Here is a 14,528-nt window from a genome sequence, read left to right as displayed (position 1 = left end):
CCTTTATAACATCCGAAAAAGAAAGATACGAATAGCATTTACACAATACCCGGAATAGACTTTCGTCACTTTTAATTAAAGGGATGTTTTTATGCAGTGGTATTTAGCCGTATTAAAAAATTATGTTGGTTTCTCTGGTCGCGCACGTCGTAAAGAGTACTGGATGTTTACTCTGATTAACGCCATCGTCGGCGCTATTATCAATGTCATTCAATTGATTTTAGGTTTAGAGTTTCCATTCCTTTCTCTCATTTACCTGGCAGCAACAATCATTCCGGTCATTGCTCTGTGTGTTCGTCGTCTGCACGATACTGACCGTTCAGGTGCGTGGGCGCTTCTCTATCTGGTACCGATCATTGGCTGGTTAGTTCTGTTTGTATTTGCCTGTTTAGAAGGCAATTCTGGCAGCAATCGTTACGGAAACGATCCTAAGTTTGGTTCAAATTAATCTTAGAATTGGGGCGACATTTCGCCCCTTTTTATTAATAATAACAAATATTATTTTCCGCTAAAAAGTTTGGGAATTTCCCGCAGACACCAGGATTTCGCTTCCCCCATACTGTCACGACGCCAGGCCATAATAATATCGATCTCGCTGGTCGATTCCGGGCTGACGACACGCAACCGCCCTTCCGCAATATCTTTTTCGACCATCGGATACGGCATCGTCGCCACGCCAAGCCCCGCCAGTAATGCCTGACGTTTATCTTCAATCGTGCTCACCGTTAAGCGCGGCTGTTTGTCCAGCAGCTGTACGGTCAACACCGGGCGCTCACGAGCGGTATCCGCTACCGCAATTCCACGATATTTCACGCGCGTCACTTCAGATAACGGTTCCGGCTCCTGATGAATCGGGTGATCAGGCGCGGCAACGTAGACGTTCATTAACGTATAGAGCTTGCGCGAGTTGATCTCCGACGAGGAACGAAAATGCATATCCGGCGCGATAACAATATCCGCCCGCCCCTGCTCCAGTCGTTCCCACGCCCCCGCCAGCACTTCGGTGATGATTGCCAGTTGGGTATTGGCTTTTGCCGCCAGTTTGTCGATTAACGGGAAAAAGGCAGGTGTCGGTACCAGCGCTTCGGTCACAATGGTGAGATGCGTTTCCCAACCGCGCGCGAGGGCTTCCGCATCGGTAGTCAGTTTATCTGCGGCTTCCAGCAAAACGCGCCCTCGCTCCAGCAACATCCTCCCGACATTGGTGAATTTGGTGCGATGGCCCGAGCGGTCAAACAGCACCACATCCAGCTCTTCTTCCAGTTTTTGCATGGTGTAGCTAAGTGCGGAAGGCACGCGTCCCAGCTCATCCGCCGCCGCCGCAAAACTGCCCCGGCGATCGATCGCATCCATAACCCGTAGTGCTTCCAGCGTTAATGCCCTTTCTTTGGCCATTTCGTTCTCATTCAGGAAATTTGAACATACCGGGCAGAATATCTGGCTAACAATGTAGCGTCCAGCCCCTTACCATAAAAGGAAGTAAAGAGAGGTCAAGAATTATGATTACTACCCGAACTGCCAGGCAGTGTGGACAAGCAGACTACGGATGGTTGCAGGCCCGGTATACTTTTTCCTTTGGACACTACTTCGACCCGAAATTGTTAGGCTATGCCTCCCTGCGTGTGCTTAACCAGGAAGTGCTGGCCCCAGGTGCCGCCTTTCAGCCGCGAACCTATCCCAAAGTCGATATTTTAAATGTGATTCTGGATGGAGAAGCAGAGTATCGCGACAGCGAAGGCAATCATGTTCAGGCCAGCGCCGGTGAGGCGTTGCTGCTCTCTACCCAGCCGGGTGTCAGCTACAGCGAACACAATCTCAGCAAAGACAAACCGTTAACACGAATGCAGCTTTGGCTGGACGCCTGCCCGCAGCGAGAGAATCCGCTGATTCAAAAACTGGCGCTTAATATGGGCAAGCAGCAATTAATCGCCTCGCCAGAGGGTACGATGGGAAGCCTGCAATTACGCCAGCAAGTGTGGCTGCACCATATCGTGCTCGACAAAGGCGAAAGTGCGAATTTCCAGTTGCATGGGCCACGCGCGTATTTGCAATCGATTCACGGGAAATTTCATGCGTTTACGCATCATGAAGAGAAAGCGGCGCTGACCTGCGGTGATGGGGCGTTTATTCGTGACGAGGCTAACATTACGCTGGTTGCCGATTCCCCACTGCGCGCTTTGCTGATAGATTTGCCTGTCTAGTTGTTTTTACAGGGAGATGATGATGAGTAAAAAATCGGCCAAAAAGCGCCAGCCAGTGAAGCCCGTGGTGGCGAAAGAACCTGCTCGCACCGCCAAAAATTTTGGCTATGAAGAGATGTTGAGCGAGCTGGAAGCCATCGTCGCGGATGCTGAAACGCGTTTAGCCGAGGATGAAGCTACCGCGTAAAGACAGGTTGCCGGATGCGGCGAAAACGCCTTATCCGGCCTACAAAATCCAACAACATTAACGAATTAAACAACCCGTAGGCCGGATAAGATGCGCCAGCATCGCATCCGGCATCAGGTACAAAACACAACAACATCAACAAGTTGAGCACCCCGTAGGCCGGATAAGGTGCGCCAGCATCGCATCCGGCACAATACTCAAAACCTGGCGTTTATCTGGCCTTGCTCGCCATAATCTCGATAATCTGCCGATCCGTTTGCTGCATCGAATGGCTTGCTAACGCACACAGGTTGGCAATCGACTGCTCAACATCATGCGCCACGATCCCTTCATTGCCGGTCACGGCGGTATCATCCAGCGCCATTAACACCGCTTTCCACGCAGCCGAAGCACTGGTCGAAACCTTCATCGCGCAGCTGTTCGACGCACCATCGCAAATCATGCCGCTGACATCGCCGATCATACTGCTGATCGCCATCGAGATGGTTTCATAACGCCCATCCACCAGCCATGCCATCCCGGCGGCGGCCCCCATTGCTGCGGTCGTTGCGGCACACAGCGCAGACAAACGCGGTAACTGGTTATGGATGTAAATTGCGCTCAAATGAGAAAGCATCAGCGCACGCGCCAGCCGTTCATCATCCGCTCCGAAGTGTTCTGCTACCACCACCACAGGCATTGTTGCGGTGATCCCCTGGTTACCCGAGCCGGAGTTACTCATAGCCGGAAGCGTAGCGCCGCCCATACGCGCATCGGATGCCGCGCTGGTACGAATCACAATGGATGAAGAGAGATCTTTCGCCAGCAAACCGCGCTCGCACTGTTTTTCCAGCGTCGCGCCAATATGCAGCCCCCACTTACCGCTCAAACCTTCCTGCGATAACGCACAATTTAGCTTCGCGGAATCGAGAATAAAGCGGATCGCCGCAAACGGGACTTCATTGACGAACTTCAGGATCTCAGCCAGCGTCGTTCTGGAAAGCACCGTCAGCGGAGACTCTTGCTCGCCCTCTGCCACACACGCCTGCTGGGTAAACACCACACCATTGTGCGTCTCAATATGCACAATGTTGGTATGCCCGCCGACGATGGTGACACACGCCCACTTCTCACCGTGCCAGACTTTGGCGCGTGAGAAGAGGATTTCATTGCAAGGTTCCTGGATCTTAACGGAGACTTTCCCCGCCGCCAGCAGTGCTTTGGCATCGGCAATTGCCTGCGCAGTTGAGTCTTTCAGCACTTCCAGCCCGGCGTTGGCATTTCCACCTAACGCCCCCAGCGCCGCCGCAATCGGCAGCCCCACCATTCCCGTGCCGGGAACGGTGACGCCCAGACCGTTCTTCATCAGATTTGGCGAAACCCAGGCTTCTACACGTTCAACCGGACCTTCCAGTTCTGCCGCAGCAACCGCCGCCGCCAGCGCCAGTGAAATCGGTTCAGTACATCCCAGCGCCGGTTTTACTTCCTCCTGAACTGCAAGGATGTAACGCTGCCATAACGGATTTAAAGTCGAATCAAACATATTAAAAACCTTAAAATTTCAGGTAAATCAAGAAAATGCCAGGAACGGAGAAACACAAAGCAACAAACCAGTGACGATAATCAGGTACAGAGACATTCCTTTGTATTTGTGCAATGCCGGTACTTTGTAAACCAGCCACGCCGGGATCAGGCACCCTACCATGCCGAAAATCGGGCTACAGATAGAGGTGAAGCTCAACACCGGTGCGTTCAGTACGATGGCGCTCCAGGCCAGCAAAATGGCGAAAATCATGATGCCGCGCTGAACAAGATTTTCGTTAATCTTCTCGGCAGGCATCTTGCGACGCAGGATGTTCATTACGATCCCTTGCGTTGCTTCGCGAAAGCCTAAATAGACGCCAAAGAATGCAGTCATGACAGCAAAGATATTGAGAATGACGCTGACCACTTTCACCCACGCTGCGCCGTCACCGCTAATAAACTGTGCGGCAATCGCCAGCGCGGAAATATTCTGCTCATAGGCTTTTACCGCTTCGTCATGTCCCATCGCCAGCGTGAACGACACGGCGTAGAAAAAGACGGTGACAAACAAAATGCCAAACGCGATATTCATTGCCCGCAATGCTTTATGCCGCGCCACTTCAATTGATTTTTCCCGCGAGCGATAAGAGATCACCATCGGGCTTAACGTCTGGATAAACAGAATCGACGTCAGGGTAAACGGCAGCGTAATAATGGCGTTTTTCACCAGCAGCCCCAGCGGCGGTAGCGAACCGACGTTATACAGATGCCACATTCCCACCATCGACACGCCCAGCGCCGCGACCACCAGCAGCTTGGTCAGCACCATGCCGGTCGAAATTTTGAATAACAATTTCTCGCCGCGTGAAGAGATCGCCACCAGAATGCAAATCAGTACCAGACCATAAAAGGGACTGTCTGACAGCAACCCTTCCGTCACGCCGAAGGTATGCAGATAGGAAGCACTATCGTTGGTGATGGCGGTGGAATAGACGAACATCCAAATCACCAGCATTACGAAATAGAGCGCACCTAACAGGATGCCCCAGTTTTTACCTAAATAACCGCTAATGACACTCGGGTAATCTTTACATTCTGGTGATTCTGCCAGCGTATTAATAAACAACCGCTGAAACAGATACATTGCCGGGTAACCAATCACCGATGAGAGCAAAAATACCCACAATCCCATCAAACCGACCTGCACCGGGAGAAAAACAATCCCCGCGCCAATCGCCATCCCGATACTCATAATCACCCAGCCGGTGTCAGTACTGTCGAATTTGATCGCTTCTCGCCACTCGCTCTCACTCATTCCAGCACGACCCGCCGGGGTCGAAGCGTCTGCAATGACGCCTTTATTCGATGCAATTTCCATAATTTCTCGCTCAATATTTTGTAGGGCTTATTATTTTTTTCCGAGCCGCATCAAGGCGATATGCGGTCTACGTTTTTGCAGGCGAGTTATTAGAATAAAGAAATGATACGCGCGAGGTCAGAGAAAATCTTCACAATCAAGACTTTGAAATAACGGAGATGGATAAGAATTTTCTACTAAATTAATCGCAAGAGAATATTCATTCTCTATTTGCGGCAGATCACAAAAAAAAGGTGCACATTTGTGCACCCAAGGATGAAAGCTGACAGCAATGTCAGCCGCAGACCACTTTAATGGCCAGTCCTCCGCGTGATGTTTCGCGGTATTTATCGTTCATATCTTTGCCGGTTTCATACATCGTCTCGATCACTTTATCGAGTGAAACACGCGGTGCCGAGGTGCGGCGCATCGCCATCCGCGCGGCGTTTACTGCTTTCACGGCATTAATGGCATTACGTTCAATGCACGGGATTTGTACCTGTCCGGCAACCGGATCGCAGGTCAGCCCAAGGTTATGCTCCATCGCGATTTCCGCCGCATTGCATACCTGCGCCGGACTGCCGCCCAGTAGTTCAGTTAACCCTGCCGCCGCCATTGAACAGGCCACGCCAATCTCCCCCTGACAGCCGACCTCCGCGCCAGAGATGGAGGCGTTCATTTTATACAGCGCGCCAATAGCCCCCGCTGCCAGAAAATAGCGGGCAATTGACCGCTCGTTTACCGGACGACGGAACTTATCGTAATAAGCCAGCACTGCCGGAATAATGCCGCACGCACCGTTAGTCGGTGCCGTTACCACGCGCCCGCCAGCTGCGTTTTCTTCACTAACCGCCAGCGCGTACATGTTGATCCAGTCGATGACATTCATCGGATCGTTAGAGATGTTATCGCTGGAAACCAGCTGACGACGCAGCGCTACGGCACGACGCGGCACATTGAGCGGACCAGGCAGCACGCCTTCAGTGTTCATCCCGCGTTCAATACCGTCATGCATCACTTGCCAGATACGGGCAAACCCTGCGTCAATTTCCGCTTTACTGCGCAGCGCTAGCTCGTTGTGCATCATCAGGCCAGATATAGACAGGCCGTTGTAATCACACATTTTCAGCAGTTCACCTGCTGAGTGGAAATCGTAAGGTACGGACGTTTCGACATCGTGCGACAGGCCGAAGTGTTCTTCTTCGACAATAAACCCGCCGCCGACAGAGTAATAGGTTTTACTTAATAGCGCTTCCTGTCCCTTCCAGGCAGTGATCCGCATTCCGTTCTCATGGCGAGGCAACATTTCGGGATGGAAGATAATGTTCTTTGCTACAGGAAAATCAACAATATGCGCACCAGATGCCACTGGCAGCCGCCCGCTGCGCGTTACTAACTCTATAAATGCAGGGATCTCATCAATGACAACATCCTGCGGACTGTTTCCTGCCAGTCCCATGATAATGGCGACATCCGTGGCATGGCCTTTGCCCGTCAGTGACAACGACCCATACAGATCGACCACAATATGGCTCGTCGCGGTTAATAAGCCGCTACTTTCCAGCCGATCAATAAAACTTTTTCCGGCATTCATTGGCCCCACGGTATGCGAACTGGAGGGACCAATCCCAATTTTGAAAATATCGAATGCACTAATCATATCCACACCCTCGGATTGCCGTTCAGTGAAGTGGAGCGGAACGACCTTGCGACCGTCCCGCTCACGAGGCTTTACGCACTACGTACTGCGATAGCTTCAATTTCCAGCTTCACATCTTTCGGCAAACGCGCAACCTGCACACAGCTCCGGGTCGGGTAGGTCGCCTGATGCTCATCGAAGAACTGCTTATAGACTTCATTGATGGTGGCAAAATCATTCAGATCGGTGATGAACACGGTCATCTTGATGATATCGCCCACGCTCAGCCCGGCAGCAACCACGATCGCTTTGACGTTTTCGAGGCTTAAACGCGCCTGATCTTGCACATCAGCCGGGATCTCACCGGTCTGCGGGCAAACCGGAATTTGCCCGGAGGTGAAGACCATGCTGCCTAAATCAACGCCCTGAACATAAGGGCCGATTGCGCCTGGGGCACGTTGCGTTTCGATAATCTTTTTCATACATCCTCCGGCGTCAGAGCGCCTGGGTAAAAGTACGTGAAATAACATCCTGTTGCTGTTCACGGGTCAGTGCGTTGAAGCGCACGGCGTAGCCAGAGACACGGATTGTCAGGTTAGGATATTTTTCCGGGTGCTCGATGGCATCCAGCAGCATTTCCCGATTCATTACGTTGACGTTGAGGTGTTGACCGCCTTCGACATCCGCTTCGTGGTGGAAATACCCATCCAGCAGGCCGACAAGGTTGGTTTTACGTACTGGATCTTCTTTGCCCAGCGCCGCAGGAACGATTGAGAAGGTGTACGAGATCCCATCTTTGGCGTAGGTGAACGGCAGTTTCGCCACCGACGTCAATGAGGCCACGGCACCTTTGCGGTCACGACCATGCATCGGGTTAGCGCCCGGCGCGAACGGTGTTCCGGCGCGACGACCGTCCGGCGTATTACCGGTTTTCTGGCCGTACACCACGTTAGAAGTGATAGTCAGAATCGACTGGGTAGGGACGGCGTTGCGATAGGTTGGCAGCGCTTTAATTTTCTTCATAAAGCGTTCAACCAGGTCGCAGGCAATGCTGTCTACGCGCTCGTCGTTGTTGCCGTACTGCGGATATTCACCGTCGATTTCAAAGTCCACCGCCAGGCCGTTTTCGTCACGGATTGGTTTCACGCGGGCATATTTGATGGCAGACAGGGAGTCCGTCGCCACCGACAGGCCCGCGATGCCGCATGCCATAGTGCGATAGACATCACGATCGTGCAGCGCCATCAGCGAAGCTTCGTAGCTGTACTTGTCGTGCATGTAGTGAATGATATTCAGCGCGCTGATGTACTGCACCGCCAGCCAGTCCATGAAGTGATCGAGGCTGTCCATCACTTTGTCGTAATCCAGCACGTCGTCCATCAGCGGTGCTGTTTTCGGCCCGACCTGAATCTTCAGCTTCTCGTCCACCCCGCCGTTAATTGCGTAGAGCAGCGTTTTCGCCAGGTTAGCGCGTGCACCAAAGAACTGCATTTGCTTACCAATCACCATTGGGCTGACGCAGCAGGCAATCGCGTAATCGTCGCTGTTGAAGTCAGTACGCATCAGATCGTCATTTTCATACTGCAAGGAAGAGGTGACGATCGACACCTGCGCGGCATATTTTTTGAAGGCAATCGGTAATTCTTCCGACCAAAGAATGGTCAGGTTAGGTTCCGGTGCCGGCCCCATAGTGTGCAGGGTGTGCAAATAGCGGAAGGAGTTTTTGGTCACCAGCGTACGACCGTCCAGCCCCATCCCGCCGATCACTTCCGTCGCCCAGATTGGGTCGCCGGAGAACAGCGAATCAAATTCCGGTGTACGCAGGAAGCGTACCATACGGATCTTCATGATGAAGTGATCGATCAGTTCCTGTGCCTGCTGCTCATTGAGTACGCCAGCTTTAAAGTCGCGCTCAATGTAGATATCGAGGAACGATGCCGTGCGACCCAGCGACATCGCGCCGCCATTTTGCGATTTCACTGCCGCCAGATAAGCGAAGTAGAGCCACTGCACCGCTTCCTGCGCATTCTGCGCCGGGCGAGAGATATCAAAGCCATATTTCGCCGCCATTTCCTGAATCTGCAACAGCGCATGACGATGCTCTGCCAGCTCCTCACGCAGACGGATGGTGGCTTCCAGATCCTCGCCTTTTTCCAGACGAGACTGGAGATCGGCAAATTGCAGTTCGCGTTCACGTACCAGATAACTGATGCCATACAGCGCTACGCGGCGATAGTCACCGATAATGCGCCCACGGCCATAGCCATCTGGTAAACCGGTCAGCACGCCAGATTTACGGCAGCGCAGCATATCCGGTGAGTAAACATCAAATACGCCCTGGTTATGGGTTTTACGCAGATCGGTAAACAGATATTCAAATTCACTGTCCATTTCTCGGCCATAGGCGTGGAATGAACTTTTAATCATATTAATGCCACCGAACGGGTGTAGCGCACGTTTCAACGGCGCATCCGTTTGCAGGCCAACAATTTTTTCCAGCGGCTGGTTAATATATCCCGCATCATGAGCGGTAATTGTGGTGGCAATATTGGTATCGAAATCAACCGGCGCGTGGGTTGCATTTTCGATACGGATGCCTTCCATTACTTTTTCCCACAATTCCGTGGTGGCAGGCGTCGCTTCGGCGAGGAAAGATTCATCGCCTTCATACGGTGTATAGTTATGTTGAATAAAATCGCGGACATTAATTTCGTTTTTCCAGTCCGTACCTTTAAAGCCAAGCCATGCGTCGGCGTACAGCTTATCGCTGGTATCAATATCTACCTTCATGAAAAATAATCTCTCTACAATACTTCAACTAAATTATGCAAATTCTGCGGGCGCGTTAACTTTGCCTAAATGAATGGCATCCAAAGCAATCATTTTTTCTTCGTTAGTCGGAATAACGGCACAAATGACACGCGCATTTTCACTGGAAACAATTCGCTCACCACAGGAGTTAGAGCGATTATTCATTTCTGTATCAATCTCTACGCCTAATACAGCCAAATGTTCCATGACCAGACGACGAATTAAGCTTGAATTCTCTCCTATTCCGCCGGTGAATATAATTCCATCCAGGCGACGTAATGAAGCTGCGTGTCCGGCAATATGACGGGCAATTCGGTGAACAAAGGTTTTAATTGCCAGTTGCGCGCGTTCGTGACCTTCATACCAGGCTTTTTCCAGAACACGTAAATCCGAAGAAAGACCGGAAATACCTAATAATCCCGACTCTTTATTCACTACGCGTTCCAGGTCACCCAGGCTCTGGTTGGTTTGGCTGGCGACCCAGGACATCGCACCAAAGTCGACATCGCCACTGCGGGTACCCATCATCAAGCCTTCCAGCGGCGTCATTCCCATTGAAGTATCAACACTCTGACCGTTGCGAACCGCGCAGATTGACGCGCCATTGCCAAGATGCGCCACAACCAGGCCGGAGTCATCTTCCGCCAGATTCAGCAGCGAATGTGCGCGCTGGGAAACATAGCGGTGCGACGTGCCGTGGAAACCATAACGGCGTACACCTAACTCTTCATAATATTTCCACGGCAGGCCGTATAAATAAGCTTCCGGAGCCATCGTCTGGTGGAAACTGGTATCAAATACCGCCACCTGAGTTACGCCCGGAAATAATTGCTGCGCCGATTCAATACCACTTAAATTGGCGTAATTATGCAGGGGTGCCAGTGGAGAAACGCGACGGATATTATCAATGACTTCATCGGTAATAATGGCGGACTCGGTAAAAATACTGCCGCCGTGAGCGATGCGGTGGCCAATTAAGGCCACACTGTCATTTAAATTCCGTTTTTCCAGTTCAAATGCAATTGCCTTCAATGCACCTTCGTAGCTGTGGTGAGCCAGCGGTGCTGGCTCTCCCCCATTTACGGATAAGAATGCATTTTCCGAGTTAATACCGTCGGCAATACCTGACATTAATACTTCACAGTCGCTGGCATCGAGTACGGAAAACTTAATCGAAGACGAACCACAGTTAATAACCAAAACAACCGGAAATTCATTCATCTCTTTTCTCATCCTGAGTTACGGATTAAAACAGTTTGTATACGATGTTCAGGATGGTCAGCAGACCAATCACGGTAACAAACACGTTATCCAGACGACCACGGTATTTCGCCAGAGACGGCGCTTTACGGATGGCATACATCGGCAACAGGCACAGCAGGGATGCGATAATCGGTGCGCCCATGGCTTCAATAAGGTCGAGGATGTTCGGGTTGGCGTAGGCAACAACCCAGGTGGAGCCCATGATGAAGATCATGCTGATAGTGTTCAGTTTACCCAGCGACACTTTAGTTTTGTCGCCTTTATAACCGAACTTCAGAATCAGACCATTCAAGCCTTCCAGCGTCCCCAGATAGTGACCGAAGAAAGATTTGAAGATAGCCACGAGTGCGATGATGGAAGCCGCATATTCCAGTGTAATTGCGAACGTTGTTTTGGTACCGGTCATGGACGCAAAGTGGTTAGCCAGATAAGAAAGCACTGGAATATTCTGCGCTTTGGCTTCCGCCATGTTGGCCGGAGACAGCGTAAACAGGCAGCTAAAGGCAAAGAACATCACCACTGCAACCATCAGCATGCTGGCACGAGAAATGATTTGGGAACATTTACGTTCGGTGAAGTCGCGACCGAAGTCTTTCTCATACTCTTCACGTTTAGAAACCACGAAGGAAGAGACGATTGGCGAGAAGTTAAAGGAGAAAACCATGATGGAAATCCCCAGCCAGACAGTGATCAGGATACCGTCATGACCGGTTAACGACAGCGAACCGAGGTCAACCTGGTCGATAACTGCAGAGTTCCAGTAAGGGATCAGCGACAGAGAAATCAGCACCAGGCTGGCGATAAACGGCCATACCAGGTAGCTCATCACTTTAACCATCAGATCCTTACCAAACCAGATGACGAAAGCCATCAGCAGCAACAGGAACAGCGCCACAAAGCCGCGATTCAGCGGTGCAAATCCGAGCTGGTTTTCCCAGAACGTCATAAAGGTATTGGTAATAGTAACGCCATAAATCCACAGCAGTGGGCAAATCGCGAAGAAGTACAGGAACGTGATAACCACGCCGCCAGTTTTACCAAAATGCTCTTCCACCGTTTCCGTAATGTTGCCGGAAGGGTTAGAGCCAGAAAGACACAGACGCGCCAGCGCCCGGTGGCAATAAAATGCGATGGGGTATGCCAATACCAACATCAGAAGAATCGGGATCAGTCCGCCAAAACCTGCGCGGATAGGGAAGAACAGCACCCCGGCGCCGATTGCCGTACCAAACAAGCCTAACGTCCATGTGGTATCTGATTTACGCCAGGACGATTGTTTTGTCTGGCTGGATACAATGCTATCTGAAGTACTCATATCCTATCCTCAACGAATTAATTAAGCGTCAACGAAACCGGTGATTTGAGAGACGCGAGAAAGATCGATATTGCCGCCGGAAATAATACTGACGGTTTTTCTGTTTTGAATATATTGGTCTAATTTACCGCTTAATAATGCAGCACATGCCAGAGCGCCTGCGCCTTCGGTGACGACTTTATTGCGCTGAATTAAGGCAATCATACTGTTTCTGATTTCGTCTTCGCTGACCAGCACGATGTCATCGACTAATTCACGAACGATTTCGTAAGTTAAATTACCCGGGCGGGAGACATCACAACCATCCGCCAGGGTGCCGGTAGTTCGGTGCGTGGTTATTTCTCCGGAGTGGAAAGAAGCCGCCATGCCGTGAACGTTTTCAGACTGTACGCCAATAACACGAATGGTCGGGTTAATAGATTTAATTGCCACCGCAATACCAGCAATTAAACCGCCACCACCAATTGGCACAATCACGTTATCGACATCATAGAGATCTTCCATAATTTCCAGACCAATCGTTCCCTGGCCAGCAATCACTTTCGGATCATCGTAAGGTGGGATAAAAATACGGCCTTCCATTTCGACAATTTCGCTCACTTTAGCGATAGTGTCGTTGAAATTATCACCATGCAGAACGACTTCTGCGGAGTAGTCGCACGTTGCCGCTACTTTGGATTTTGGCGCACCTTTTGGCATCACCACTTTACCGTCGATACCCAGCATCGCGCAGGAGAGCGAGACCCCTTGCGCATGGTTGCCCGCAGAACAGGCCACTACACCTTTACGTTTTTCCGCATCAGTCAGTGAACTTAATTTATTAAATGCGCCACGAATTTTAAATGAACCCGTACGCTGCATATTTTCAAACTTCAGGAATATTTCACCTTTGCAACGTTCACTAAAATAGTTTGAGCGAGGCATGCCTGTTTTATAAATTCGCCCAGCCAGTCGTTGTTTCGCTTCAATAATGTCATCAATAGCAACCGGCAGATCGTATGTAATATGCATTATAAAACCTCTTCGCCTGAATTAAATATGTAGGTAACCGTAACCGACACCTGCAAAACAGACAGGTGGATTATTTATGTTTAAATAAAAACAAATAACTAACCAACTTCTATTAATTGCCTTCGTCTACACCCATTATAAGATGAATACTCTTTGGCTAATTCCACCAAAACCGATGCTGCTTTTTTAATACGATAATTTTTCGACCATACCGCGGCATATTGTGCCACAGGTAATGTTTCTTCAACCGGAATAGTAATAAATTGATTTGAACCAAAAGGTGACGTCATATCACAAGGAATTACAGTTAAGAAATCAGCATTGAGAACAAGATTATAAATTGTCACGACTGAGTCGGTTTTAACGATGTTTTCAATACTGATGCCATTTCTTTGTAACGTAGTAAGAAGCTCGCTGTAGTACCCCATATTGGTTTGTGGCAACACCCACTGTTCGTTCTTCAACGACTCCAGCGTGGTGGTGCCGGTGCATGTTCGGGACTTACTGGCTACCAGCACAAACTCGGACTCGAACAGCGGCTCAACATGTAAATCCTGAAGCTTCATTTCTGCACTTAACGTACCAATCGCAAAATCCAGTCGACCGTCGCGGATTGCCGGTAAGAACGAAGACAGTTGCGCTTCATACATAGAAACCTGCGCTTTCGGGAACACCTCTTTGAACTTGTTGATCATCCCTGACATAAAAGTAAAACCAATCAATGAAGGAAAACCAAATGAGACTTCCACCACCGCCTCAGAAGACATACCGCTTATCTCATTAACCATATTTTTCATTTCACGGGTAATGGATTCGGAACGGGAGAGTAACAATTGACCGGCAGGTGTTAATGTTACACCGGTATTTTTCCGCACCACTAATTCCACACCAAAATAATCTTCAATATCGTTAATGATTTTACTGACGGCTGGTTGAGTTAACCCTAATTCTTTTGCAGCCGAGCCGATAGAGCCACTTCTAATGACTTCCTGAAAGACTACCAGGTGCTGCGTTTTCGGAAGAAGAATAGTGCTCATAACGACCTACGTTAATTACCTCATTGACGGCATGAAGTGTATCAAAATGAAATGAACAGGATATGTGCGACCACTCACAAATTAACTTTCAATACTTTCCATGGTATCGTTACGCAAATTAAATACCTTTAAATATCAACAAGTTAAAGTATAAAAATCAGCATAAACCCTGATTTTTGTCAAAAAAAATGACGGGGATAACCA

General features: G+C 50.0%; 13 protein-coding genes. 3 read left to right on the top strand and 10 right to left on the bottom strand.

Features of this window, described 5'->3' with window-relative positions; all coding sequences use genetic code 11:
* Positions 1-91 precede the first annotated feature (91 nt).
* The gene (locus E0D98_RS14950) at positions 92-448 is read left to right on the top strand and encodes a DUF805 domain-containing protein (RefSeq protein ID WP_001198780.1); all 357 of its coding nucleotides are present in this window, start codon (positions 92-94) and stop codon (positions 446-448) included.
* Between the two features lie 50 nt (positions 449-498).
* Here E0D98_RS14950 and yhaJ read toward each other — a convergent pair whose 3' ends face one another.
* Entirely contained in the window at positions 499-1,395 is an 897-nt protein-coding gene (gene yhaJ, locus E0D98_RS14945; RefSeq protein WP_001041010.1) for a DNA-binding transcriptional regulator YhaJ, read from the bottom strand.
* Positions 1,396-1,499: 104 nt separating this feature from the next.
* On the opposite strand from yhaJ, the gene E0D98_RS14940 reads away from it, so the two are divergent.
* Both E0D98_RS14940 and yhaL read left to right on the top strand, forming a co-directional pair.
* The gene (locus E0D98_RS14940; RefSeq protein ID WP_024215656.1) at positions 1,500-2,201 is read left to right on the top strand and encodes a pirin family protein; all 702 of its coding nucleotides are present in this window, start codon (positions 1,500-1,502) and stop codon (positions 2,199-2,201) included.
* A 22-nt stretch (positions 2,202-2,223) separates the two neighbouring features.
* Complete coding sequence (gene yhaL, locus E0D98_RS14935) at positions 2,224-2,388, top strand: protein YhaL (RefSeq protein ID WP_001295544.1); 165 nt, start codon at positions 2,224-2,226, stop codon at positions 2,386-2,388.
* Positions 2,389-2,599: 211 nt separating this feature from the next.
* On the opposite strand, the gene cyuA is transcribed toward yhaL, so the two are convergent.
* The 9 genes from cyuA to tdcA form a co-directional block, all read right to left on the bottom strand.
* Positions 2,600-3,910: a cysteine desulfidase gene (gene cyuA, locus E0D98_RS14930; protein ID WP_000460535.1), complete on the bottom strand. Its 1,311-nt coding sequence runs from the start codon at positions 3,908-3,910 to the stop codon at positions 2,600-2,602.
* A gap of 27 nt (positions 3,911-3,937) precedes the next feature.
* Complete coding sequence (locus tag E0D98_RS14925; protein WP_000401598.1) at positions 3,938-5,269, bottom strand: amino acid permease; 1,332 nt, start codon at positions 5,267-5,269, stop codon at positions 3,938-3,940.
* A 274-nt stretch (positions 5,270-5,543) separates the two neighbouring features.
* A complete protein-coding gene (gene tdcG / locus E0D98_RS14920; protein ID WP_000622115.1) occupies positions 5,544-6,908 on the bottom strand; it encodes an L-serine ammonia-lyase in 1,365 nt (454 codons plus the stop codon).
* A gap of 71 nt (positions 6,909-6,979) precedes the next feature.
* A complete protein-coding gene (locus tag E0D98_RS14915; protein ID WP_000719990.1) occupies positions 6,980-7,369 on the bottom strand; it encodes an enamine/imine deaminase in 390 nt (129 codons plus the stop codon).
* A gap of 13 nt (positions 7,370-7,382) precedes the next feature.
* Complete coding sequence (gene tdcE / locus E0D98_RS14910) at positions 7,383-9,677, bottom strand: 2-ketobutyrate formate-lyase/pyruvate formate-lyase (RefSeq protein WP_000861734.1); 2,295 nt, start codon at positions 9,675-9,677, stop codon at positions 7,383-7,385.
* 33 nt (positions 9,678-9,710) lie between these two features.
* Positions 9,711-10,919, bottom strand: coding sequence for a propionate kinase (gene tdcD, locus E0D98_RS14905; RefSeq protein ID WP_001380074.1), 1,209 nt, complete (start codon positions 10,917-10,919; stop codon positions 9,711-9,713).
* 25 nt (positions 10,920-10,944) lie between these two features.
* Complete coding sequence (gene tdcC, locus E0D98_RS14900) at positions 10,945-12,276, bottom strand: threonine/serine transporter TdcC (RefSeq protein ID WP_000107720.1); 1,332 nt, start codon at positions 12,274-12,276, stop codon at positions 10,945-10,947.
* A gap of 21 nt (positions 12,277-12,297) precedes the next feature.
* Positions 12,298-13,287: a bifunctional threonine ammonia-lyase/L-serine ammonia-lyase TdcB gene (gene tdcB, locus E0D98_RS14895; protein WP_000548347.1), complete on the bottom strand. Its 990-nt coding sequence runs from the start codon at positions 13,285-13,287 to the stop codon at positions 12,298-12,300.
* Between the two features lie 98 nt (positions 13,288-13,385).
* Complete coding sequence (gene tdcA / locus E0D98_RS14890; protein ID WP_000104211.1) at positions 13,386-14,324, bottom strand: transcriptional regulator TdcA; 939 nt, start codon at positions 14,322-14,324, stop codon at positions 13,386-13,388.
* Between the last annotated feature and the right edge of the window lie 204 nt (positions 14,325-14,528).

Source organism: Escherichia sp. KCJ4928 (assembly GCF_004352695.1).
Taxonomy (GTDB): Bacteria; Pseudomonadota; Gammaproteobacteria; order Enterobacterales; family Enterobacteriaceae; genus ECMA0423.
This window is presented reverse-complemented; position numbering and strand designations above follow the sequence as displayed.

Excerpts from the sequence above, each read along its gene's own strand:
- E0D98_RS14950 (WP_001198780.1), top strand. The coding sequence starts at position 92 with ATGCAGTGGTATTTAGCCGTATTAAAAAATTATGTTGGTTTCTCTGGT.
- yhaJ (WP_001041010.1), bottom strand. The coding sequence starts at position 1,395 with ATGGCCAAAGAAAGGGCATTAACGCTGGAAGCACTACGGGTTATGGAT.
- E0D98_RS14940 (WP_024215656.1), top strand. The coding sequence starts at position 1,500 with ATGATTACTACCCGAACTGCCAGGCAGTGTGGACAAGCAGACTACGGA.
- yhaL (WP_001295544.1), top strand. The coding sequence starts at position 2,224 with ATGAGTAAAAAATCGGCCAAAAAGCGCCAGCCAGTGAAGCCCGTGGTG.
- cyuA (WP_000460535.1), bottom strand. The coding sequence starts at position 3,910 with ATGTTTGATTCGACTTTAAATCCGTTATGGCAGCGTTACATCCTTGCA.
- E0D98_RS14925 (WP_000401598.1), bottom strand. The coding sequence starts at position 5,269 with ATGGAAATTGCATCGAATAAAGGCGTCATTGCAGACGCTTCGACCCCG.
- tdcG (WP_000622115.1), bottom strand. The coding sequence starts at position 6,908 with ATGATTAGTGCATTCGATATTTTCAAAATTGGGATTGGTCCCTCCAGT.
- E0D98_RS14915 (WP_000719990.1), bottom strand. The coding sequence starts at position 7,369 with ATGAAAAAGATTATCGAAACGCAACGTGCCCCAGGCGCAATCGGCCCT.
- tdcE (WP_000861734.1), bottom strand. The coding sequence starts at position 9,677 with ATGAAGGTAGATATTGATACCAGCGATAAGCTGTACGCCGACGCATGG.
- tdcD (WP_001380074.1), bottom strand. The coding sequence starts at position 10,919 with ATGAATGAATTTCCGGTTGTTTTGGTTATTAACTGTGGTTCGTCTTCG.
- tdcC (WP_000107720.1), bottom strand. The coding sequence starts at position 12,276 with ATGAGTACTTCAGATAGCATTGTATCCAGCCAGACAAAACAATCGTCC.
- tdcB (WP_000548347.1), bottom strand. The coding sequence starts at position 13,287 with ATGCATATTACATACGATCTGCCGGTTGCTATTGATGACATTATTGAA.
- tdcA (WP_000104211.1), bottom strand. The coding sequence starts at position 14,324 with ATGAGCACTATTCTTCTTCCGAAAACGCAGCACCTGGTAGTCTTTCAG.